24 protein-coding genes are annotated in these 20,001 nt (G+C 51.8%); 18 read left to right on the top strand and 6 right to left on the bottom strand.

Annotated elements, in window-relative coordinates:
* The 7 genes from VFK44_06565 to VFK44_06535 form a co-directional block, all read left to right on the top strand.
* On the top strand, positions 1 to 198 hold a 198-nt coding region (locus VFK44_06565; protein ID HET7628038.1), incomplete at its 5' end, for a hypothetical protein.
* Entirely contained in the window at positions 198 to 833 is a 636-nt protein-coding gene (locus tag VFK44_06560) for an SIS domain-containing protein (protein HET7628037.1), read from the top strand. The genes VFK44_06565 and VFK44_06560, both read left to right, overlap by 1 nt.
* Positions 830 to 1,798 carry an ROK family protein gene (locus tag VFK44_06555; GenBank protein ID HET7628036.1) on the top strand — a complete coding sequence of 323 codons (969 nt, stop codon included), beginning with the start codon at positions 830 to 832 and terminating at the stop codon, positions 1,796 to 1,798. Before VFK44_06560 ends, VFK44_06555 begins: the two co-directional genes overlap by 4 nt.
* Before the next feature lie 20 nt (positions 1,799 to 1,818).
* Complete coding sequence (locus tag VFK44_06550) at positions 1,819 to 2,652, top strand: sugar phosphate isomerase/epimerase family protein (protein ID HET7628035.1); 834 nt, start codon at positions 1,819 to 1,821, stop codon at positions 2,650 to 2,652.
* A gap of 4 nt (positions 2,653 to 2,656) precedes the next feature.
* Positions 2,657 to 3,745, top strand: a complete 1,089-nt coding sequence (locus VFK44_06545) for a Gfo/Idh/MocA family oxidoreductase (GenBank protein ID HET7628034.1) — start codon at positions 2,657 to 2,659, stop codon at positions 3,743 to 3,745.
* A gap of 24 nt (positions 3,746 to 3,769) precedes the next feature.
* Positions 3,770 to 5,467: a TIM-barrel domain-containing protein gene (locus VFK44_06540; GenBank protein HET7628033.1), complete on the top strand. Its 1,698-nt coding sequence runs from the start codon at positions 3,770 to 3,772 to the stop codon at positions 5,465 to 5,467.
* Positions 5,464 to 6,471 carry a Gfo/Idh/MocA family oxidoreductase gene (locus VFK44_06535; protein ID HET7628032.1) on the top strand — a complete coding sequence of 336 codons (1,008 nt, stop codon included), beginning with the start codon at positions 5,464 to 5,466 and terminating at the stop codon, positions 6,469 to 6,471. Before VFK44_06540 ends, VFK44_06535 begins: the two co-directional genes overlap by 4 nt.
* A gap of 295 nt (positions 6,472 to 6,766) precedes the next feature.
* Here VFK44_06535 and VFK44_06530 read toward each other — a convergent pair whose 3' ends face one another.
* Entirely contained in the window at positions 6,767 to 7,387 is a 621-nt protein-coding gene (locus VFK44_06530; protein ID HET7628031.1) for a TetR/AcrR family transcriptional regulator, read from the bottom strand.
* A 183-nt stretch (positions 7,388 to 7,570) separates the two neighbouring features.
* On the opposite strand from VFK44_06530, the gene VFK44_06525 reads away from it, so the two are divergent.
* The 4 genes from VFK44_06525 to VFK44_06510 all read left to right on the top strand — a co-directional run bounded on the left by VFK44_06525 (position 7,571) and on the right by VFK44_06510 (position 12,689).
* Positions 7,571 to 9,733, top strand: coding sequence for an MMPL family transporter (locus tag VFK44_06525; protein HET7628030.1), 2,163 nt, complete (start codon positions 7,571 to 7,573; stop codon positions 9,731 to 9,733).
* 429 nt (positions 9,734 to 10,162) lie between these two features.
* Positions 10,163 to 10,495: a co-chaperone GroES gene (groES, locus tag VFK44_06520; GenBank protein HET7628029.1), complete on the top strand. Its 333-nt coding sequence runs from the start codon at positions 10,163 to 10,165 to the stop codon at positions 10,493 to 10,495.
* Positions 10,488 to 12,104, top strand: a complete 1,617-nt coding sequence (groL, locus tag VFK44_06515; GenBank protein HET7628028.1) for a chaperonin GroEL — start codon at positions 10,488 to 10,490, stop codon at positions 12,102 to 12,104. The genes groES and groL overlap by 8 nt, the downstream gene beginning before the upstream one ends.
* Positions 12,105 to 12,155: 51 nt before the next feature.
* Positions 12,156 to 12,689 (top strand): hypothetical protein, encoded by a 534-nt coding sequence (locus VFK44_06510; GenBank protein HET7628027.1) that lies wholly within the window; start codon positions 12,156 to 12,158, stop codon positions 12,687 to 12,689.
* Positions 12,690 to 12,809: 120 nt separating this feature from the next.
* On the opposite strand, the gene VFK44_06505 is transcribed toward VFK44_06510, so the two are convergent.
* Positions 12,810 to 13,496 (bottom strand): metalloregulator ArsR/SmtB family transcription factor, encoded by a 687-nt coding sequence (locus VFK44_06505; protein HET7628026.1) that lies wholly within the window; start codon positions 13,494 to 13,496, stop codon positions 12,810 to 12,812.
* Between the two features lie 102 nt (positions 13,497 to 13,598).
* On the opposite strand from VFK44_06505, the gene VFK44_06500 reads away from it, so the two are divergent.
* Positions 13,599 to 14,219 (top strand): flavin reductase family protein, encoded by a 621-nt coding sequence (locus tag VFK44_06500; GenBank protein HET7628025.1) that lies wholly within the window; start codon positions 13,599 to 13,601, stop codon positions 14,217 to 14,219.
* A 233-nt stretch (positions 14,220 to 14,452) separates the two neighbouring features.
* Entirely contained in the window at positions 14,453 to 15,214 is a 762-nt protein-coding gene (locus tag VFK44_06495) for a YfkD family protein (GenBank protein HET7628024.1), read from the top strand.
* 168 nt (positions 15,215 to 15,382) lie between these two features.
* Here the strand turns inward: VFK44_06495 and VFK44_06490 are convergent, their stop codons facing one another.
* On the bottom strand, positions 15,383 to 15,511 hold the full coding sequence (locus VFK44_06490) for a hypothetical protein (GenBank protein HET7628023.1): 129 nt from the start codon (positions 15,509 to 15,511) through the stop codon (positions 15,383 to 15,385).
* A gap of 30 nt (positions 15,512 to 15,541) precedes the next feature.
* Entirely contained in the window at positions 15,542 to 16,519 is a 978-nt protein-coding gene (locus tag VFK44_06485; protein HET7628022.1) for a hypothetical protein, read from the bottom strand.
* A 169-nt stretch (positions 16,520 to 16,688) separates the two neighbouring features.
* Here VFK44_06485 and VFK44_06480 point away from each other — a divergent pair, with 169 nt between their 5' ends.
* The 4 genes from VFK44_06480 to pdaA all read left to right on the top strand — a co-directional run bounded on the left by VFK44_06480 (position 16,689) and on the right by pdaA (position 18,320).
* A complete protein-coding gene (locus tag VFK44_06480) occupies positions 16,689 to 16,829 on the top strand; it encodes a lmo0937 family membrane protein (GenBank protein HET7628021.1) in 141 nt (46 codons plus the stop codon).
* A gap of 16 nt (positions 16,830 to 16,845) precedes the next feature.
* Positions 16,846 to 17,118, top strand: a complete 273-nt coding sequence (locus VFK44_06475; GenBank protein HET7628020.1) for a hypothetical protein — start codon at positions 16,846 to 16,848, stop codon at positions 17,116 to 17,118.
* A 15-nt stretch (positions 17,119 to 17,133) separates the two neighbouring features.
* The gene (locus tag VFK44_06470; protein HET7628019.1) at positions 17,134 to 17,451 is read left to right on the top strand and encodes a hypothetical protein; all 318 of its coding nucleotides are present in this window, start codon (positions 17,134 to 17,136) and stop codon (positions 17,449 to 17,451) included.
* A 77-nt stretch (positions 17,452 to 17,528) separates the two neighbouring features.
* Positions 17,529 to 18,320 carry a delta-lactam-biosynthetic de-N-acetylase gene (gene pdaA, locus VFK44_06465; protein ID HET7628018.1) on the top strand — a complete coding sequence of 264 codons (792 nt, stop codon included), beginning with the start codon at positions 17,529 to 17,531 and terminating at the stop codon, positions 18,318 to 18,320.
* A 32-nt stretch (positions 18,321 to 18,352) separates the two neighbouring features.
* On the opposite strand, the gene VFK44_06460 is transcribed toward pdaA, so the two are convergent.
* Together VFK44_06460 and VFK44_06455 are read right to left on the bottom strand one after the other, a co-directional pair.
* The gene (locus VFK44_06460) at positions 18,353 to 18,493 is read right to left on the bottom strand and encodes a YfhD family protein (GenBank protein HET7628017.1); all 141 of its coding nucleotides are present in this window, start codon (positions 18,491 to 18,493) and stop codon (positions 18,353 to 18,355) included.
* A gap of 109 nt (positions 18,494 to 18,602) precedes the next feature.
* Positions 18,603 to 19,175 (bottom strand): GbsR/MarR family transcriptional regulator, encoded by a 573-nt coding sequence (locus VFK44_06455; GenBank protein ID HET7628016.1) that lies wholly within the window; start codon positions 19,173 to 19,175, stop codon positions 18,603 to 18,605.
* Positions 19,176 to 19,450: 275 nt separating this feature from the next.
* Between VFK44_06455 and VFK44_06450 the strand changes: the two genes are divergently transcribed.
* Positions 19,451 to 20,001: aldehyde dehydrogenase family protein (locus VFK44_06450; GenBank protein HET7628015.1), on the top strand; the 551-nt coding region annotated here is incomplete at its 3' end.

Raw genomic sequence — 20,001 nt, 5'->3', positions numbered from 1 at the left:
TGTGTGGCGCGGAAAGACGGGGATTTCAACGCGTACAAAGGCATGGTGACCGAGCGCTATTACAATACGAACTGTTTTCAGCCGAAGGGGATGCTCTTGACGTTGTCACATTCGTGGAGTGTCGGGCTTGTGTTGTATGCGTCGCAGGCGGCTCAAGCGTATCGGGATGAACTGAATTTGGATGGGGGCGTCGGTTGATGGAAGGCACTTTGGAAAAATTGCTGGCGAAATACCCGGAGCTTTCTGCATGTGAAACGGACATCCAGCGCGCATTTGAAACGTTGCGGGATTGTTTTCAAGGCGGCGGGAAGCTGCTCGTTTGCGGGAACGGCGGCAGTGCGGCGGATGCTGAACATATTGTCGGGGAATTGATGAAAGGATTTATGCTTCGGCGTCCGGTTTCGGAAGCAGATCGCGCGGCTTTCGTTGAACAGTTTGGGGAAGACGGCACGTATTTGGCGGATCATTTGCAAGGGGCGCTTCCGGCGGTTTCGCTCGTCGGCCACAGCGCCTTGTCGACCGCTTACGCGAACGACGTCGCTCCGGATCTCGTTTTTGCCCAGCAAGTGTACGGCTATGGCCGTGATGGCGATGTGCTGCTCGCGATCAGTACGTCGGGGAATTCGAATAATGTGTTGCAGGCGGTGCGGGTTGCGAGATTGAAAGGGTTGAGGACGATCGCTTTGACGGGTCGTGACGGCGGTTTGCTGCGGGACTTATGCGAGCTGTCGATCGTCGTTCCGGCTGACAGCACGCCTGACATTCAAGAGCGGCATTTGCCGATCTATCATGCGCTTTGCATCATGCTTGAGGAGGCGTTTTTTCAACAATGACAACGATTGCAGGCATTGACATCGGAGGCACGAAGTGCGCCGTATCGCTCGGCCGCTTACGCGGCGCGGATGTGGAAATTTTTGCGAAAGAACGCTTCCCGACGCCTGCGGCGCCGGAGGAAGCTGTTGCGCAAATGCTCGCGGCTTTGGAGAAGCTCGTGGACGCGCATCCCGGCGCCGCTGTGGCGGCGATCGGGATTAGCTGCGGCAATCCGCTCGACAGCCGGCGCGGGCTCATTCTTTCGCCGCCGAATTTGCCCGGCTGGGACGCGGTCGACATCGTGTCGCCGTTTCGCGACCGGTACGGGGTGCCGGTCGCGCTGCAAAACGACGCGAACGCGTGCGCCTTGGCGGAATGGAAGTGGGGCGCCGGCCGCGGGTGCCGGAACGTCGTGTTTTTGACGTTCGGCACCGGGATGGGCGCCGGGCTGATCTTGAACGGAGCCCTGTACGCCGGGACGAACGATTATGCCGGCGAAGCCGGGCATGTGAGGCTGGAGGCGTTCGGGCCGTCCGGTTACGGGAAGAACGGCTCGTTCGAAGGCTTTTGCAGCGGAGGCGGGATTGCGCGGTACGCGCAGTTGAAGGCGGAGGCTGCGCTGCAGATGGGCGAACGGCCGTCGTTTTGCGCCGATGTGAGTGAGCTGGGGGCGGTGACCGCGCAAGCGGTCGGGGATGCCGCGCAGGCGGGCGACCTGCTGGCGGTGGAGATTTACGAGGACGTCGGCCGCTATTTAGGGAAAGGGCTGGCGGTCATCGTTGATTTGTTGAATCCCGAGAAGGTGATCATCGGCAGCATTTATGGACGCCAGCAGGCGATTTTGGAGCCGGCGGCGCTTGAGACGCTGCGGCGGGAAGCACTGCCGCAGGCGATGGCGGTGTGCGAAATTGTGCCGGGTGAGCTTGGTGAACGCATCGGGGATTACGGTTGTTTATCTGTCGCGCTCAATGCGTTGGATCAATAAAATCAGAAAGGCGGGACATCGTGAAAGTATCATGTCATTTAATTACGTGGGGCGAGGCGTTTGAAACTGCTCTAAAGGAAGCTTCTGAGCTTGGTTACCGGGCGTGTGAAACGTTTACGCATATCGCGATGAACTACGAGGATCGAATAGATGAATTTCAAAAATTGCTGGATGATCACGGATTCGTTTTGTCGGCATTGTACGGCGGCGGGCATTTCACCGATCCGTCGAAGCGTGAGCATATTATCGCGCGCAATACGCAAGTGGCGCGATTCCTCGCCGCCAATGGCTGCGACCGGATCGTTTTCGGTCCGGGCGGACCCCGGACAGAAGGCGGGACGACGACGGAAATGTTGAAAACGGCAGCGGAAACCATGAACGAGGCGGCGAAAAGCTGTGCCGAACTTGGCGTGAAAGCTTGTTTGCATCCGCATATCGGAACGGAAATTCAGTACGAGCATGAGCTCGATGCGATCATGGAATGGACGGATCCGAAGTATGTACATTTTTGCCCGGATACGGCGCATTTGGCGAAGGCGGGCATGGATCCAGCGAAGGTAATGAAGAAATATCGCGACCGCATTGGATATGTGCATTTGAAAGACATTTCGCCGGAAGAAGCGGATGCGGAGCAGTTCCCGATTTTGTCAGGCAACGAGGCGATGCCGATTTTTTGCGAGCTTGGACTTGGCACGCTTGATTTCGATCCGGTGATGCAGATGTTGCATGAGACGAATTACGACGGTTGGGTGACAGTCGAAATCGACAAGTCAACGAGTACGCCGAAACAAAGCTTGCAAGTTTGCAAGGAGTTTGTGGAAGAAAGACTGAAGCTTCCAGTAGGAAAGGTGTGACGGCATGGAAAAAGTAAAAGCGGGTGTGATTGGCTGCGGCAACATCAGTGCGATTTACCTTACGAATGGGAAGACGTTCAAGCATCTTGAAATCGCCGCATGTGCCGACATTGACATGGATCGTGCGCGAGCGCAGGCGGAAAAGTTCGGGATCGCGAAAGCGTGCACGGTGGCGGAGTTGCTGAACGACCCGGAAATTGCGATGGTCATCAACTTGACGGTACCTGGCGTGCATGGTGAAGTTTGCTTGCAAGTGCTCGAGGCTGGAAAACACGTATACGTGGAAAAACCGTTGTCAATTACGCCGGAGATGGGCAAAAAAGTGCTTGAGACCGCGGAGCGGGCGAATTTGCTCGTCGGCGGGGCGCCGGATACGTTTCTCGGCGGCGGCTTGCAAACGTGCCGCAAGCTGATCGATGACGGCTGGATCGGCACACCGGTGGCGGCGACCGCATTTATGACGAGCCACGGAACGGAAAGCTGGCATCCGAATCCGGACTTTTTCTACCAAAAAGGCGGCGGACCGCTGTTTGATATGGGACCGTACTATTTGACGGCGTTGATTTCGTTGCTCGGTCCGATTAAGCGCGTCACCGGTTCAGCGCGGATTACGTTCCCTGAGCGGACGATTACAAGCGAGCCGAAATACGGCGAGGTGATTCACGTGAATACGCCGACGCATATCGCCGGCGTGCTCGACTTTGACAACGGCGCGATCGCGTCGTTGATTACGAGTTTCGACGTGTGGGGCGCGCGCTTGCCGTTTATTGAAATTTACGGAGAAACGGGTTCCTTAAGCGTACCGGATCCGAACACGTTCGGCGGACCGGTGTACGTGCGCAAGCAAAATGAGAAGGAATGGCATGAAGTGCCGCTGACGCACGGATATACGGCAAACAGCCGCGGGATCGGCGCCGCCGACATGGCGGAAGCGATTTTGACTGGCGACGGGCACCGGGCGAACGGTTTCATGACGTACCACGTCTTGGAAGCGATGAGCGGATTGCTTGAGGCTTCGCAGGAAGGCAAGCATTATGCGATGCAAAGCACCGTTGAACGGCCGGAAGCTGTTCCGATGCAACACCGGTTTTAATTTTATCTAAAAAAGGGTGAAACGATGGAAAACTTAACTTACAAGGGGAAAAATTACGAGCTTTTCTTTTGCGAGGACCGTCCTTTCGTGCATTTGAAGGATGCGGCGGGGGATTTGCTTGCGGAATTGTTCGTTTTGTCGAGTGTACATACGCTTTCGGGACTTGATGATGCGCCGAAGATCGGGGAGTGGCAGGCGGCCGATATTGACGGGGAGCGCGTGTTTTCGCTGACGGCGAAAAGCACGGTTTGGGATCAGAAAACGTATCGGTTCAAGTGTAACGAGGAGCGGTTTACGTATGAAATTGAAGTTGACGGATTCGGGTCGATTACGAATGCGGACTATTTCGGCGGATATTATTCAGGAAACGTGCGCTGGGGAAGCGGCTTTTTCTGGTCGGGCCATCGTTGGTCGCGCGGTTTCAATCCTGAGCCGAATACGGATGAAGTTCATCATTTCCAGCCGGATGCCGGGTCTGTCATTGATTTGACGGGCGTGCCGATTCCGGGCAAAGGCGATTGGTTTTTCACGCCGCCGCCGTTCTGTTTTGCTTTTGAAGGCTCGTCAGGTTGGCTTGGGATTGGCGTTGAGGCTGAAGCTGGAGAAAATCGTTTTACGGAGTACCATTACCGTGCGCAGGGCAGCGGTTTTCACTTGCAAACGGCTTATGAAGGACATACAGAAGTTCGCGGGAATTATGTTTTGCCGGCGATCGGTTTTGATTTTGCTGCCGATGAATATGCCGCGCTTGATGCGCATGTAACGGCGTTGCAAGCGGCGGGTTACGTATCTGAGGCACGCGAGGTACAGCACCCGGAATGGTGGAAGCAGCCGATTTTTTGCGGCTGGGGCTCGCAATGCCACGTGGCGGCTGTGGAGCAAGGACACGCGCCGAATTATGCGCGTCAAGAATTATATGAAAATTTCATGAAAAAGTTGCAGGCGAACGACGTTTCGCCGAAAATAGTAGTGTTGGATGACAAATGGCAGGCGTCGTACGGCGAAAATGCGGTCGATGAGGAAAAATGGCCGGATTTGCGCGGGTTTATCGATGAGCGGCACGCGAATGGGCAAAAAGTACTTCTTTGGCTGAAGGCGTGGGACCCGGAAGGGGTGCCGGCCGAGGAGTGCATTCGCAATGCGGCAGGTATGCCGATTGCGATCGATCCGACGCATCCAGGTTTCGAGCAGCGGATGCGCAAGTCTGTGCGGCGAATGATTTCGGCGGATGGTTATGATGCCGACGGATTTAAAATTGACTTCACAGCTCGGATCCCGAGCGGGCCGGGCATCGAGGTGCACGGCGAGCAATGGGGCTTGGAGCTTATGAAGCAATATTTATTCATTTTGAATGATGAGGCAAAGGCTGTGAAGCCGGATGCGTTAATCATGTCGCATACGCCGCATCCGTATTTGGCTGATGTCATTGATATGATTCGCTTGAATGATATCAACACAGGCAAAGACATTAATGCCGCGATGACGCATCGTGCGAAAGTCGCGAAAGCGGCGTGTCCGGCGGCTGTGATCGATACGGATAACTGGCCGATGACCGATAAAAAATCGTGGCGCGAGTACGTTCGCTTACAGCCGGAGCTCGGTGTGCCGTCCTTGTATTTCGTCTCCCATATTGATTCGACGAAAGAAGCTTTAGAAGAAGAAGATTACGCGCTCGTTCGAGAAAGCTGGCGGAAGGCGCAAATTCAGGAGGAAATGAAATGATACGCACGGCTTTATTAAGCAGGTGGCATGTCCATGCCAATGACTACGCGAAGCAAACGCAAGAACATCCGAACATGGAAATTGCGGTCGTATGGGATGAGGATGAAGCACGCGGACGCAAATGGGCCGAGGAGCTTGGCGTCCCATTTGAAGCAAGCTTGGAAGCGGTGCTCACTGACGATTCCATCGACGCCGTCATCGTCGAAACGCCGACGAATATGCACAAAGAAGTGATTTTGGCCGCAGCCAATTACGGCAAGCATATTTTTACGGAAAAAGTGCTTGCCTTCACGACAAAAGACTGCGACGAGATTTTCGAAGCGGTCAAAACAAACGGCGTCCACCTCATGGTGTCGCTGCCGCGACTTACCGAATCGTATTTCCTATACGCGCGTGACGCGCTCGACAAAGGCTTGCTCGGCGAGCTCACTTTCATTCGCTGCCGGCTCGCCCACAACGGTGCTGTTCCTTCGGAACAGCACCCGAACGGCTGGCTGCCTTCGCATTTCTTCAATGAAGAACAATGCGGCGGCGGCAGCCTGATCGACCTCGGCGCACATCCGATTTACTTGCTCAATCGGCTGGCTGGTGAGGCGCAGGCCGTCACGGCTCGTCTCACGCAAGTGAAGAACGACCAAGTTGACGACAACGCCGTCGTCCTGCTTGATTATGCCTCCGGCGCGCTCGGCACGATCGAAACGGGCTTCGTTTCGGCACGCAGCCCGTTCCAGCTTGAGCTTTACGGCACGGAAGGCGCCTTGCTTGTCGAAGACGGCAAAATCACGCTGAAGAGCAGCCGCTTGCAAGGCGAGGAAATCGTGAGCGGCGACGCGTTGCCGGTCGCGCTGCCAAGCCCGCACACGCAGTGGGCGGCGGCGATTGCCGAAGGCGCGGAGCCGTCGATCACGAAAGAAGACGTGCGCAACTTGACGCGGGTGAACGAGGCGGCAGCATTGTCGGCGCGCGAGAATCGCACGGTGCGATTGCAAGAGCTTGCGGTCTGAAAAAACAGGGTGTTCGCTTGGTTTCGTCGGCGAAATTATCGCTCACCAGAAGTCTTATTTGGTTTAAAAATCCCGTTTTCCAATGAAATCGCGCATGAGGAGCGTTATTTTACGAAGCAGCGTGATTTCTAACTGCAATTTTTACTTTTTACGAGAAATAGCGTGCTCAGTGATCGATTTTATAAAATATCCGCTCATTTCTTCAATTTAGCGACTCTCATGAGCGATTCCGATTTAAATGTCACAAGGCTGACTCGACCAGTCGTTTTCAACGACCTTTTGAGTCAGCCTCTATTTATTGATCGCAAAACAGTCCGTTCCAAAGGAACGCGATGATGTGATCGGCGGCTGTTTCGACGTTTGGGAATAGGCGTGTATTGTCGGCCAGGCGGTAATTGCCGATTTTGAGCAAGGAAATGTAGGCGTGCGCTGCAAAGGTGGCATTAATTTCGGGGATTTCCCCGGCTTTGATCGATTTGTCGAAAGCTTCCTCGATCGCTTGGTACATGCGCTCTTCGGCTTCACGCATTAATTTTACTTGGCTTGGCGATAAGGCGTTTTTCGTTTCGCGCATGAATCCGTCCAAGTCGATTTGCATCGTCGCTTGCAAATGGGCAACGGCAACTTCATGAAGCCGTGTCCGCAAGGGTTTGTCGACGCTCAACATAGCTGCGATTCTCTCGCGAATTCGTTGCATCATCGCCAACATTGATTTCGTGAACAATTGCGCTTTATTATCGAAATAATAATAAACGGTTGCTTTCGTTACGCCGCAGGCTTCAGCGACTTCGTCGATAGATACTTTTTGATAGCCGCGGTCGAGAAACAGCCGGGACGCCGTTTGTACGATTACAGCGTCGGTCGGCGGTCCGCTTTCATCAGCGCGCGGCCGGCCCGGGCGGCGGTGTTTGGGCATGATGTCGATCTCCTTTTGTCATGCATCGCATGTCCAGCTTTTCTTTTATTATAGCAATACCGGGCACATCGTGAAAATCTAAACGGTTGATAATAAACTAACCAGTATATATAATTAAAAGCATTAACCATGTTCCTAAAAGGAGAGGGAAATCATTTGAAGCCATTCTTTTCACGATTAAGCATGAAAGTGGCCGGCCCGAGGTCCCGTTGGATCACGTTATCGGTTTGGATTGTTGCCATTGCCGTTTTGACACTATGTTTTCCTTCTGTAAACGAAGAAGAAACCGGCAGTCGCTCGCTGTTACCCGACGGTGCTATGTCTGTCGAGGCACAACGGCTTTCCTCCGAGCAGTTTCCCGATGCGGCCGGCACCCCGCTTCTTGTCGTTTGGTATCGGGATGGCGGGTTAGCGGCTTCCGATTATGCGGCGATTCACAAGGTTTATGCACAATTGGAAAAAAATCCGCTCGAAAATCAATCATTTGTTCCGCCGCTCGGGAACCTGCCGCCGCAAGCTTTAAAGCAATCGGCGTCGGAAGACGGGGAAGCGATCGTAACTCCGGTGTTTTTCCAAGAACAAGCCTCGGTTGAACAATTGACAACAGCGCTCGACTCCTTGAAGCAGCGAATCGGAAACCATACAGACGAATCCGTATTTGCAACAGGGACGCAGACTGACGGGCTGCACGTACGTTTGACGGGTCCTGTCGGCATCCAGACGGATGCGACTGCGTTGTTCAGCACGGCTGACGTAACTTTGCTCATTTCGACCGTGTTGCTCGTGTTAATTTTATTAATTGTGCTTTACCGTTCGCCTTTGCTTGCGATCGTCCCATTGATCGGCGTTGGTATGGCTTATGGTGTTATCAGTCCTGTGCTCGGCTTTATGGCTTCGCGCGGCTGGATCACGGTTGATTCCCAAGCGATTTCGATCATGACCGTGCTGTTGTTTGGCGCGGGCACAGACTATTGCCTGTTTCTCGTTTCTCGTTTCCGGGACGAATTGCGGCATATTACCGGCAAATATGATGCGTTAATACAAGCGGTCCGCGGTTCAGGCGGGGCGATCATCATGTCGGCACTGACGGTCGTCCTCGCTTTGCTGACGTTAATGCTTGCACATTATGCTTCCTATGACCGGTTTGCGGTCCCGTTCAGCCTGGCCGTATTCATTATGGGCATTGCCGCTTTGACTTTGCTCCCGGCATTGCTCGCGATCTTTGGCAGGGCGTCCTTCTTCCCGTTCATTCCGCGAACCGAAGAAATGATTCAAGAACGGGAAAAGAAGAAGGGGAAACGTTTGAAGCGTCCGAAGGAGACCGGACGGGTGTGGCGTTCGATTGGAAACGGTGTGACGAAGCGACCATGGACCGTCATCATCGCGAGCCTGATTCTTTTAGGCGGGTTGGCGGCATTCGTTCCGAAAATCGAATATTCGTATGGATTGCTTGATTCGTTCCCGGAGACGATGCCTTCACGTGAAGGGTTTGCGCTTTTGCAAGATCATTTTCCGGCCGGGGAATTGGCTCCAGTCAAAGTGATTGTTGATACCGAAGGAAAGAATGTCGATATTGCTGAAAAATTGCAGCCGCTGCCGTTTGTGAAGGCTGTTTCAGAGCCGCGAACGGGCAAAACAAATGAAGCCTTAAAACAATACGAGGTAACGCTGGCGATGGATCCGTATTCGACGCCGGCGATCGCCAAGATTCCGGCATTGCGAAGTGCGGTGCAGGAGGCGGCAGCGTCGGCCGGCATCGCCAGTCCCGCCGATCACGTGTGGATCGGCGGAGAAACCGCAACGCTTTACGATACGAAGCAGGTGACGAGCCGCGACCAAGCGATTATCATTCCGGTCGTGCTCGTTATTATCGCCGTGCTCCTGTTGGTGTACTTGCGCTCGGTTGTCGCGATGGTCTATTTGCTTGCGACCGTGGTGCTTTCTTACTTGAGCGCGCTCGGCGCCGGCTGGCTGCTCATTCATTTCGGCTACGGCCAAGATGCGATGCAAGGTCTCATTCCGCTGTACGCGTTTGTCTTCCTTGTTGCGCTCGGCGAGGACTATAATATTTTCATGATCTCAAGCATTTGGAAGAAACGCCGCGAGATGCCGCTTCGGGACGCCATCGCATCCGGCGTTCACGAAACCGGCAGTGTCATCACTTCCGCCGGCCTCATTCTCGCCGGCACGTTCGCCGTCTTGGCGGTTTTGCCGCTTCAAGTGCTCGTGCAATTCGGCACCGTCACCGCCATCGGCGTTTTGCTGGACACGTTCATCGTTCGCCCTTTGCTTGTTCCGGCGATTACCGCCGTGCTTGGCCGCTTCGCGTTCTGGCCGGGGAAATAAATGCGACCGCACCTGTTCGGGTGCGGTTTTTTTTGCAGTTTTGGAATATATAGTGGAATTCGACACTCTTATTTCGGTGAAATTCGTATGCTGCAGAAAATAGCGGAATGTCACGGATGATTCGGTGCAAATAAGGTTCTAGCTAGCGTTCCGCTATATTTTCGCCAATCGCTCATTAGGCTGAAATAAGCGCATGTCGTTCCGTTATTTATCCGGCGCACCTGACTCAAAAACAAAAGAAAACAAAATAAAATATGAGAAATGAATAGATCGGGGGTTCAAATCGCATCAAAACCGGCCGAATCCGGCGATTTCCGGCGATTTCCGCCGTTGATCACCGTGAAAAAATGACTATAAATAGAAATTGAAGTTAGCACTCGACGCGTTCGGGTGCTAACAAAAAATCATATTAAAAAGGAGATGTGGGACATGTTCAAGCCGTTGGGTGACAAAGTTGTGATCGAGGTCCGTCAACAGGAAGAAAAGACGGCCGGCGGTATTGTCCTGCCTCAAAAAGCGCAGGATAAACCGATGCAAGGGACAGTGGTTGCCGTGGGGAAAGGAAAATTCGAGAATGGGCAGCTCATCCCGATGGAAGTGAAAACGGGGGATGTCGTGCTTTACAGCAAGTATGCCGGGACAGAGGTAGAAAAGGACGGCAAGAAGTACTTAATCGTTAAGCAAAGCGATATTTTGGCGGTCGTTGACGAGGCGAAAACCGGCAACCTTCAGGAGGAAAAGGAGTTGATCGCAAATGCCTAAAGACCTTTTATTCAGCGAATCGTCGCGCCGCGCGATGTTCCGCGGGGTTGAAAAACTTGCTAAAACGGTAAAAGTGACCCTTGGTCCGAAAGGACGCAACGTCGTCCTTGAAAAATCGTACGGCTCACCGCTGATTACGAATGACGGCGTGACGATTGCGAAAGAAATTGAGTTGGACGATCCGTTTGAAAATATGGGAGCGAAACTCGTTCAAGAGGTTGCGTCCAAGACGAATGACGTAGCCGGCGATGGTACGACGACGGCAACGGTGCTGGCGGAATCGATGATCCGCGAAGGCATCAAGAACGTCACGTCTGGTGCGAACCCGATGGGGATTCGCAGCGGCATCGAGAAAGCGACGCGTCTCGTCGTCGAGGAAATTAAATCGGCGGCCCGGCCGATCGAGACAAAGGAGTCGATCGCGCAAGTGGCGGCGATTTCGGCAGGCGACGAAAAGATTGGCGAGCTGATCGCCGAGGCGATGGAAAAAGTCGGCCGCGACGGGGTGATTACGGTTGAGGAATCGAAAGGGTTTGACACCGAATTGGACGTTGTCGAAGGCATGCAGTTTGACAGAGGATACTTGTCGCCATATATGGTGACAGAAAAAGAGCAAATGGTTGCCGAATTGGCAGACCCGTACATTTTGATTACGGATAAAAAAATCTCGAGCGTGCAAGACCTTTTGCCGTTGCTTGAAAAAATCGCCCAAAGCCGCAAACCGCTGCTCATTATTGCCGACAATGTCGAAGGGGAAGCTTTGGCGACGCTCGTCGTCAACAAGCTGCGCGGCACGTTCGATTGTGTAGCTGTAAAAGCACCGGGGTTCGGCGACCGCCGCAAGGCGATGCTCGAGGATATCGCGATTCTCACCGGCGGACGTGTAATTACAGAAGATGTCGGTCTCGAGTTGAAGTCGGCCGAGCTTGAGCATCTCGGTCAAGCACGCCAAGTCCGTGTCGGCAAAGATGACACGACGATCATTGACGGCACGGGCGAACAAAGCGATATTCAAGCACGCATCGAGCAATTGAAGAAACAAATCGAGCAGACAACGTCGGATTTTGATAAGGAGAAGTTGGAAGAGCGGTTGGCGAAGCTTTCCGGCGGGGTGGCTGTTGTGAAAGTTGGCGCGGCCACGGAGACGGAAATGAAAGAGCGGAAGCTTCGTATTGAGGATGCCTTGAACGCGACGCGTGCAGCGGTCGAAGAAGGCATTGTCGCCGGCGGAGGAACGGCGCTCGTGCAAGCCATTCCGGTGATTGCGAAGCAGCTGTCCGAGCAATCGGAGGATGAAAAAACGGGATTCAAGATCGTCTTGCGTGCGCTTGAAGCCCCTGTGCGCACGATTGCAGAAAACGCCGGTCTGGAAGGATCGGTGATCGTCGAGCGTCTGAAAGAGGAATCCGAAGGAATCGGGTTCAACGCGGCGACGGGAGAATGGTCGAATTTGATTGAAGCCGGCATCATCGATCCGGTAAAAGTGACGCGCACGGCATTGCAAAATGCGGCGTCCGTTGCGGCGATGTTCCTGACGACAGAAGCTCTCGTGAGCGAGCGGCCGGAAAAAGAGAAAAAATCGCCGAGCCTCCCGTCGATGGACATGTAACGGTCATCTGCCGTCCCTTCGGGGACGGTTTTTTTCAAGGAGGGAACGCAGGTGCAGGAATACCTCATCTATTGCACGGAATGCTGCGAATATAGTTTGCTCGGGCGGTACTTGTCCGAAACGGGTTCGTTTGAAGGCGAATACTCGATTGTTCACAACGAGTACATGCAAACGGGAGAGCTGTTGTGCCGCTTTTTGGTGGAACACCGAAACCATTCTTTGCAAGTGGTTCCTGACAAAACGGAATCGTACAAGAAAGTTCTCGCCGGCGCCTCCCGCTTTAAAGAACAAGACATTGACCGGTACGTCGAGAAATCGTTGCATGAGAAACAAAAACGGCAGCAAAAATTAGCCGACAAGCAAGCGGTCGGGCAGTTGGAAATGACGATTTTGAAAAAAATGCTGGAGGAAGAAATCGAAGCAGTTTCCGCTGAGAAAACCGATTCTCCGGCGGAGAGCCAATTTTATCTCGGCAAAGAAGAAGGAATAAAGGAAGCGCTGAATAAGCTCAAGCAATTAACGAGTGAAACGGCGCAGGTCTTCCATTTGCCGAGGAGTAACGTTCAAGGAGGGAGAAGAAATTGAAGGCTGCGCACGGAAGACGGAGTGTCTCGCGTTTGAAAAAAGTTTTGCGAAAGTCCTTGCGTGCCAAGGTGCCGCCGAAAGTGCTTACGGCGGCACCTTTCGCTTATCCGCGAACTTGTCTTACATATGCGCCTCGAACGTGCTCGCAAAACCGGCGCGGCCTTTTGCGGTCAATTTTACCGCCCGGCTGTCGGCAATTTTCTCAATCCACCCGAGTTCAAACCACTTGTTCGTCAGTTCACATCCGAGCGCACCGGCTAAATGGTGTTTGCGCTCGCTCCAGTCCAAACAAGCTCGCGCGAACGTACGTCTTTTCTTACGAAGCGCTTGCAGGTTCAGGCCGAACTCCGCGAAAAAGCGTTCTCCTTTTTCCGTCACTTGCCATTCTTTTTCCGCCAACACGATGAATCCGGCCTGCTGCATCGCCTCTGTCACCGTGACGCCGAGTTCTCCGGCTAAATGATCGTAACACGTTCTTCCCGACTTCAAGGCTTTCATTTGCGACGATTGCCGTAAAGAGCGAATTTCCGGGGGTTTGGCGATGGACAAGACCGTCTCAAGCACTTCGGCGACCTCAGGACTTGCCAACGTGTAGTAACGGTGCCTGCCGTGCTGTTCCGTTTTGATCAAACCGCCGCCAGCCAACTTCGCCAAGTGGTAGCTGGCCGTTTGTTGTTTAATGCCGGCCATGTAAGCCAACTCAGAGGCCGTGTGGAAGCGGCCGTCGAGGAGCGCGGTGAGCATCGCTCCCCTCGACGGATCTGCGAAAAGCGAAGCAGCTTCGGCTAAATTTCCGTCCGTTTGCAACATGATGGCACCCTCCTTTTCTGCTGACATTCATATTTCGATGATAATCGAAATGTTGATCGTTTACAATCGAAAGGACCATGAATGAAGAGGAGAATGATTATGATTGAAAACAAGATATTGCCGGAGAGCGTCGTCATCGAACCGAAAATTCTTTATTACGGAACGCCGGTGGTGCTGTTAAGCACGCTGAATGAAGACGGTACGACGAACGTTACACCGATGTCATCGTCGTGGGCGCTCGGCCGACGCATCGTGCTCGGACTCGGAGTCGAGGGCAAAGCGGTCGAAAATTTAAACCGTTGCGGGGAATGCGTCGTAAATGTGGCTGACCCGTCGTTATGGCACCAAGTGGAGACGCTCGCGCCGTTTACCGGACGTCGCGAAGTACCAGATGAGAAGCGAAAACTCGGTTATCGTCATGAAAAAAACAAGTTTGCGGCGGCTGGTTTGACTGAGCAGCAGTCACGTGAGGTGCAGCCGGACAGAGTCGCCGAATGCCCGTTGCAAATCGAAGCGGTGGTTAAACATATTCGCATACCGGATGATATGCCTTTTTTCGCGGTGATCGAGGTGGACGCCGTATGTGTGCATGCCCACCAGGATATCGTCACCGAAAAAGATCACGTAAGTCCGGAAAAATGGTCCCCGCTCATCTATAATTTTCGTCATTATTTCGGTCTTGGCCCGGAACTCGGAAAGTCGTTTAAAAGTGAAACGTAAAATCCATCAAGTGGATTGGATTCGCCGCTGCTCCTGACCGTTGGAACGATCACCCGGGGCGTGGATTATGTCCCCCTTCGGCAAATAATTTTACATAATCCGCGGCTTGCCTATTTTCATTCGGATATGGATAATTCTGCGACCGTTCGAAAAAAATAAGAAAAACTTTCAAGGAGGGTCCCTTCGTGCAGAAAGCTTCAGTGATTTTCGCGATCGCTTTGTGCCTGTTCGGTTTGGTACAGCCGGCAGCCGCGGATGATCGAGCCAAAGACAATCACGAACAAACGAAAATTCCGGACTATGTCGTAACGATTTCTAAAGAAAACACGTATCCGAATCCGACGCAAGATTTGCCTCGCTTGCAGCCGAGCGAGCTGGCCAAAAGGCTGCTCGATTCGGTTGACGTCAAAATTGAAAATCCGACATTGATTCGCATGTTGAACGAAACGACCGTAAATCCAACGAAAGCGTCCATCGGCTTTCGGGCAAAAATTTTTCTCGGTACGTGGCCGTTGAACTATGATTCCGAGAGAACGAACATCAATTGGGAGTTCAAACGGGTGAACGTGAATAAAATCGACAACCGAGGCGGGAAATCACCGCAAAAAATGAGCTACCGCCAGGAGAAAGAAGTGCAGGTGAAAGGCGGTTTGACAGCGAAAGTGCCGAACGGCGAAGAAGTGAAAAAGATGATGATGATAGAAGCTTCCGAGAAGACGGGATTGCCGTTGTCGTTTGAGACCGTAATTGGAAAGGGAACGAAAAAGGAACAAACGTACAACGTGCAGCCGAAAAAAATATCGTATTTGTACGGCTATGTTCCCGCTGTCAACGAAAAGGGAAAGGTGACATACGGCGAAGTGTATTTGTCGCTGACGGGAAGCAAGATGGAACTTGAAGTGAAAAACGTGACCCATCAAGGCATCGGCGCATGGATTCCGGTGCAAGATTACCTGGCATTGAAGTACGCAACCGGAGACGAACCGCAACCGTAAAACAAAACCGCCCGTTCGCCAAAGATGGCGGACGGGCGGTTTGGATCAAGAGAAACAGGACGCCGGGGGAATTGTCACGGAAGGTTCGAGGGCGCAACCTATTTCTCGTCACTAGATTGTTATGAATGAATTGGCGGAAATAGAACCGTTCCCCCTCGTCCAGAGCGATCAGCGGTCGCTGAAGTACAACAGCAACAGAAACAAATAAAACCATCCGATGCCTGCCAATACGTCGACGATGTAGGCCATGTTGGCGTGCCCCCATGATGAAAAAAGCGGCAGCAGCCGCTTTTTCATTAGGCGATGACGTTGTCGTCTCCTCTTCTTTTAATCATGAGCCAGCTCACGCTCCTTTTCTAATTTATTTTTAGCGATAATCGCTAAATCACAATAATCATAAGCTTCCTTGAAACGTTTTCGTTTCCCGTAATAAAGCCCGAGCTCTTCCCCGTACTCGATGACGAATTCCCATCGTTGCCGGTGCAGGAAATAAGCAATCGCTTTTTTGTATGTCGTTTCAAAAGCGTCGGGGCGGAGATATTTCGCCCGCAACGCTTCGAATCGGTGCACGTACGTTTCATTGCTGCCGGCGGCCGCAACTTTCAACCCTTCGTGGAAACATCGGCTCGCTTCTTGCGTATTTCCGATGATAAAATGATTGCAGGCCAGCAAATACAAATTTTTCGTCCGGTTCGTCACATCTTCCGGCGAAAGCAGCCGGTTGGCTTTTTTTAAATAAAACAAAGCGGTGATCGGATCATCCTTTTTTGAATGAAGGACGCCGATATTGTGGAACACCGTCATGTACATGAACGTGCAATCGGCATGGCTGCACAACCGGATCGCTGCCCGGTAATGGTTCTCGGCATCGTTGTGTTGCCCGATGTCTTGATTGTTAATGCCGAACAAGTTTTCGCAGCTGGCCATTCGGCGGAAATTTTGTTTGCACGAAAAAATGTGCATCGCTTTCTCGCAGTATTTCATGGACAAAGCGTATCCGTAAAGCCGTTGATAGACAGCCGCAAGCATGAAATACCATTCACCGGTCTCTTCGAGTTCCATTTCAAAGACGGTGCGGCCGGCCTGATTCAAACAATCGAGTGCACGTTCGTAGTGCTCTTGGTCGTAGTGGAACAAGGCTTGATAGAAATGATAATGAAAATCCATCCGCTCGCCGGATGGTTCCTTGTTCGCAAGGAAATGCCGAGGATGCCGAAACGCTTCAATCTCCGGATTCGTATACCATTGGTGGAGAAGATTCTTTTGTTCGGCTACATCGGTGACGGTGACGTTGATTAACCTCACCTCGCTTTCGGTGTGATCTCAATCATCTTTTTCTACATGTTAATGCTGAGTCCTTGTGAAATATGAAAGTCGATGGGAAAATGAGCGATTTGGCACATGTATTTGTAGGAAAATACTCCCGAAAATAAAATAATGGTAAACTAAAGGGAGAGTAAAGGAGGCAACAATGATGTTCTGGACGATCATCGGTTTATTGATTTTGTTTTGGCTGCTCGGCCTTGTCGCGCACATTCTCGGCTGGATCGTGCACTTATTGCTGATCGCCGCCGTAGTCCTGCTCATCGCAAAAGGAATAAAGAAACTATTGTAAAAAGGGTGGCTCGATCGTGACAAAAGGACAAGTTCATGCCTTCAATTGGCTGTTTCTCGTACTTATTTCCGGACTTACTTTGGTTCATTTCGTTTCCGCTTATTTGATTGGCTCGGGCGTCGGCCCCGGGTTGTTCGCGTATTGGATCATCTATTTCGTCGTATGGGTTGTCTTTTTCGGGCTGCAGCTCAACTATCGCGGACAACCACGGGCGCAAAAAATGTTGATCGTCAACATCGCCTTTACGGGAGTATGGATCGTCGTATATATTTATATGAACAGTGTTTGATGAAGAGGCGATACGATGGAAGTTTTCATGCAATACAAATGGTGGATATTGGCCGGTTTCGAAGTGCTTGCCTGGTCATCCACCTTTTTTATGTTTTATGCCCGCTACGGGATGCGTTCGGATCGATGGTTTAAATTCGGTGTCGCAGCCTTCGCCGTTACAGGCGTGATTCCGCAAGTGCTCATGGGGACATTGAATTTTATCATGTCTCATCAAATCGATTGGTTCACGCTGGTGATCGTGCTTTTGATCGTCTATGGTTTCACGTTCGGGAAAAAAGAAGTAAGAAAAATTGACGGCTGGATGCAGCGGAAATTCAGCGCTGAAAAATGAATAACTTCACGCGTACGACGCAACTTATAAAAGAGAACCTCTTCTTATGAATTCGTACGCAAAGGAGTTAACAACCCGTGAAACTTGCTATCGTTTGGCTTAGTGTGCTTATGCTTGCCGTTCCGCAATTCGCTTTCGCCAGCCCGTACAGCAATGCTTCGCATGATTGGTATTTCAAGCGAAGCAAGAATCATCAACCGGCGACGACGGAACCGGAATTTGCAGAGATGCTTCAAAAATACGGCGGCGTCTTTCAAGGCGACACCGATCGAAAAATCGTTTATTTAACGTTCGACAACGGCTATGAACAAGGGTATACCGGCAAATTCCTCGACGTTTTGAAGAAAAAAGACGTACCTGCCGCTTTCTTCGTCACCGGTCATTATTTGAAAACCGAACCGGAATTGGTGAAACGGATGGTTAAGGAAGGGCACATCGTCGGCAACCATTCGTGGCATCATCCGGACTTGACGAACGTAAGCAACGAACGGCTGAAAAAAGAATTAAACAAAGTGAAAGAAAAGTACACCGAAATTACCGGCGAAACAAAGATGGAATATTTGCGGCCGCCGCGCGGGGTGTTCAGCGAAAGAACGCTTGCGCTAAGCAAGAAGCTCGGATACACAAACGTCTTCTGGTCGCTCGCCTTCAAAGATTGGGAAACGAACAATCAAAAAGGTTGGAAATACGCCTATAACAGCGTCATGAAACAAATTCATCCGGGGGCAGTCATCTTGATGCATACCGTGTCGAAAGACAATGCTGACGCGCTCGCGAAAATCATTGACGAAGCCCGCAAGCGCGGCTATACGTTCAAAAGTCTTGATTATTTGATGGCGCATCGTGCTGTGCCCGAATTTGTTTGGTAAAGCAAAAGAGTTGCCTCACTGGCAACTCTTTTTTAGCGTTTGGCGCGTCGATCCGCTTTTTCTGCGCGTTCTCGCGCTTCGCGGTCGTCTTTATCGGCGAATTTAGCCGAATATTCTACGTCTTCCGCTTGCGAGATCGGTTCGCGCTTTTGTTGGTTTTTTTCATGGGTCATTTTTGCTCGCCTCCTCATCGGTTAATGTGCGTCCCGGATGAGGAGATTATGCATCGGCGAGCAATACCTGCGTTAATTTTATAACGTGTTGCTGGCTTCCACGTATCAATCATGATTCTTTTTTTCGTTTCGGATCTGGTTCTTCCGCCGGCAGGAATTCAAATATCTCCCCTGATTCGATCGATGCCACGAGCCGTTCTAACCAGCGGCAATAGTTGCGATATTGTTCAAGCTGCCGCAAATCTTGCTCGGCTTTCTGCTTCCATTTCGCATCGGCTGCATCGTCTTCCCATACTTGTTTCAACAACGTTTCGGCGCTTTCAATCGCATTTAAATTCAGTTTCGCTTCGCGCTTCCACTTGCTTCCGAAAAATTGCGTGAAATAACGGAAAAAGTTTTTCTCTGCAAAGAATAAATCTTTGCGCGACCCTTTTTGCCACACTTTTTGCACGATGTTAATGTCCTGCAGCTTGCGTACGGCCGTGCTCATGCTCGGCTTGCTCATTCCGAGGTCGTCCTTCATGTTGTCGAGGGTCATCGGCTCTTGCTTGAAGTACATCGTTGCATACAGCCGTCCGATTGAAGGGGTTACACCGTACAAATCCATCGTTTCGGCGATCGATTGAATCACGGTATTTTCGGCTTTTTCAATTTTGCTGTGCGCGTCGTTTCGTTTACTCAACAAACTCCCCCCTTTCAAGAGGCAAGGTTTTGTTCATTAAGTTCAATTTGTTAAATATAGATTAAACAAACGGATCACATTCATCACTATAACGCATTAAGTTTCATTGTCAAACCGGATGGCCGCAAGGGATTAAGCTTTGCGATCAGGCAGACGATGGTTTCCAAAAGCGAGGACAAAAAACCACCTTTACAAGAGGGCATGCCTATGTTAGGTTGAAAATATTCAATTTGTTAAGAAAAAATTTAACAAACTTAACAGGAGGGAGCGAGTCGATGAGAAAAATGTTTATTGACGGAAAATGGACGGCATCCGTCACTGAAAAAACAAGAGAAATCATTAATCCATACAATCAAGAAGTCGTCGCGACAGCAGCGGAAGGCAACGAGGAGGACGCGAAGCGAGCGATCGCGGCAGCACGCCGCGCCTTTGATGAAGGCGAGTGGCGAAAGGTGCCGGCGAACGAACGCGGGAAAAAAGTACATGAGATTGCACGGTTGATCGAGCGGGACGCGGAAGAGCTCGCAGAGCTCGAGACGCTTGATACGGGCAAAACATTGGTAGAGAGCCGCGCGGACATGGCCGATATCGCGGAAGTGTTCCGTTATTTCGCCGGTTTGGCGGATAAGGACGAAGGCGAAATGATCGCTTCTCCGATTCCGAACAGCCAAAGCAAGGTTGTGCGTGAGCCGGTAGGCGTGTGCGGGCAAATTACACCGTGGAATTATCCGCTGCTGCAGGCGGCGTGGAAGATTGCGCCGGCGTTAGCCGCGGGCAACACGATTGTGATGAAGCCGAGTGAAATTACGCCGCTGACGACGGTGAA

The sequence above is a fragment of the Bacillales bacterium genome, from assembly GCA_035700025.1.
In the GTDB taxonomy this organism is placed as follows: Bacteria; Bacillota; Bacilli; order Bacillales; family DASSOY01; genus DASSOY01.
This window is presented reverse-complemented; position numbering and strand designations above follow the sequence as displayed.

Excerpts from the sequence above, each read along its gene's own strand:
- groL (HET7628028.1), top strand. The coding sequence starts at position 10,488 with ATGCCTAAAGACCTTTTATTCAGCGAATCGTCGCGCCGCGCGATGTTC.
- VFK44_06535 (HET7628032.1), top strand. The coding sequence starts at position 5,464 with ATGATACGCACGGCTTTATTAAGCAGGTGGCATGTCCATGCCAATGAC.
- VFK44_06540 (HET7628033.1), top strand. The coding sequence starts at position 3,770 with ATGGAAAACTTAACTTACAAGGGGAAAAATTACGAGCTTTTCTTTTGC.
- VFK44_06480 (HET7628021.1), top strand. The coding sequence starts at position 16,689 with ATGTTCTGGACGATCATCGGTTTATTGATTTTGTTTTGGCTGCTCGGC.
- VFK44_06560 (HET7628037.1), top strand. The coding sequence starts at position 198 with ATGGAAGGCACTTTGGAAAAATTGCTGGCGAAATACCCGGAGCTTTCT.
- VFK44_06555 (HET7628036.1), top strand. The coding sequence starts at position 830 with ATGACAACGATTGCAGGCATTGACATCGGAGGCACGAAGTGCGCCGTA.
- VFK44_06500 (HET7628025.1), top strand. The coding sequence starts at position 13,599 with ATGATTGAAAACAAGATATTGCCGGAGAGCGTCGTCATCGAACCGAAA.
- VFK44_06530 (HET7628031.1), bottom strand. The coding sequence starts at position 7,387 with ATGCCCAAACACCGCCGCCCGGGCCGGCCGCGCGCTGATGAAAGCGGA.
- VFK44_06525 (HET7628030.1), top strand. The coding sequence starts at position 7,571 with ATGAAAGTGGCCGGCCCGAGGTCCCGTTGGATCACGTTATCGGTTTGG.
- VFK44_06470 (HET7628019.1), top strand. The coding sequence starts at position 17,134 with ATGGAAGTTTTCATGCAATACAAATGGTGGATATTGGCCGGTTTCGAA.
- VFK44_06460 (HET7628017.1), bottom strand. The coding sequence starts at position 18,493 with ATGACCCATGAAAAAAACCAACAAAAGCGCGAACCGATCTCGCAAGCG.
- VFK44_06490 (HET7628023.1), bottom strand. The coding sequence starts at position 15,511 with ATGAAAAAGCGGCTGCTGCCGCTTTTTTCATCATGGGGGCACGCCAAC.
- VFK44_06545 (HET7628034.1), top strand. The coding sequence starts at position 2,657 with ATGGAAAAAGTAAAAGCGGGTGTGATTGGCTGCGGCAACATCAGTGCG.
- groES (HET7628029.1), top strand. The coding sequence starts at position 10,163 with ATGTTCAAGCCGTTGGGTGACAAAGTTGTGATCGAGGTCCGTCAACAG.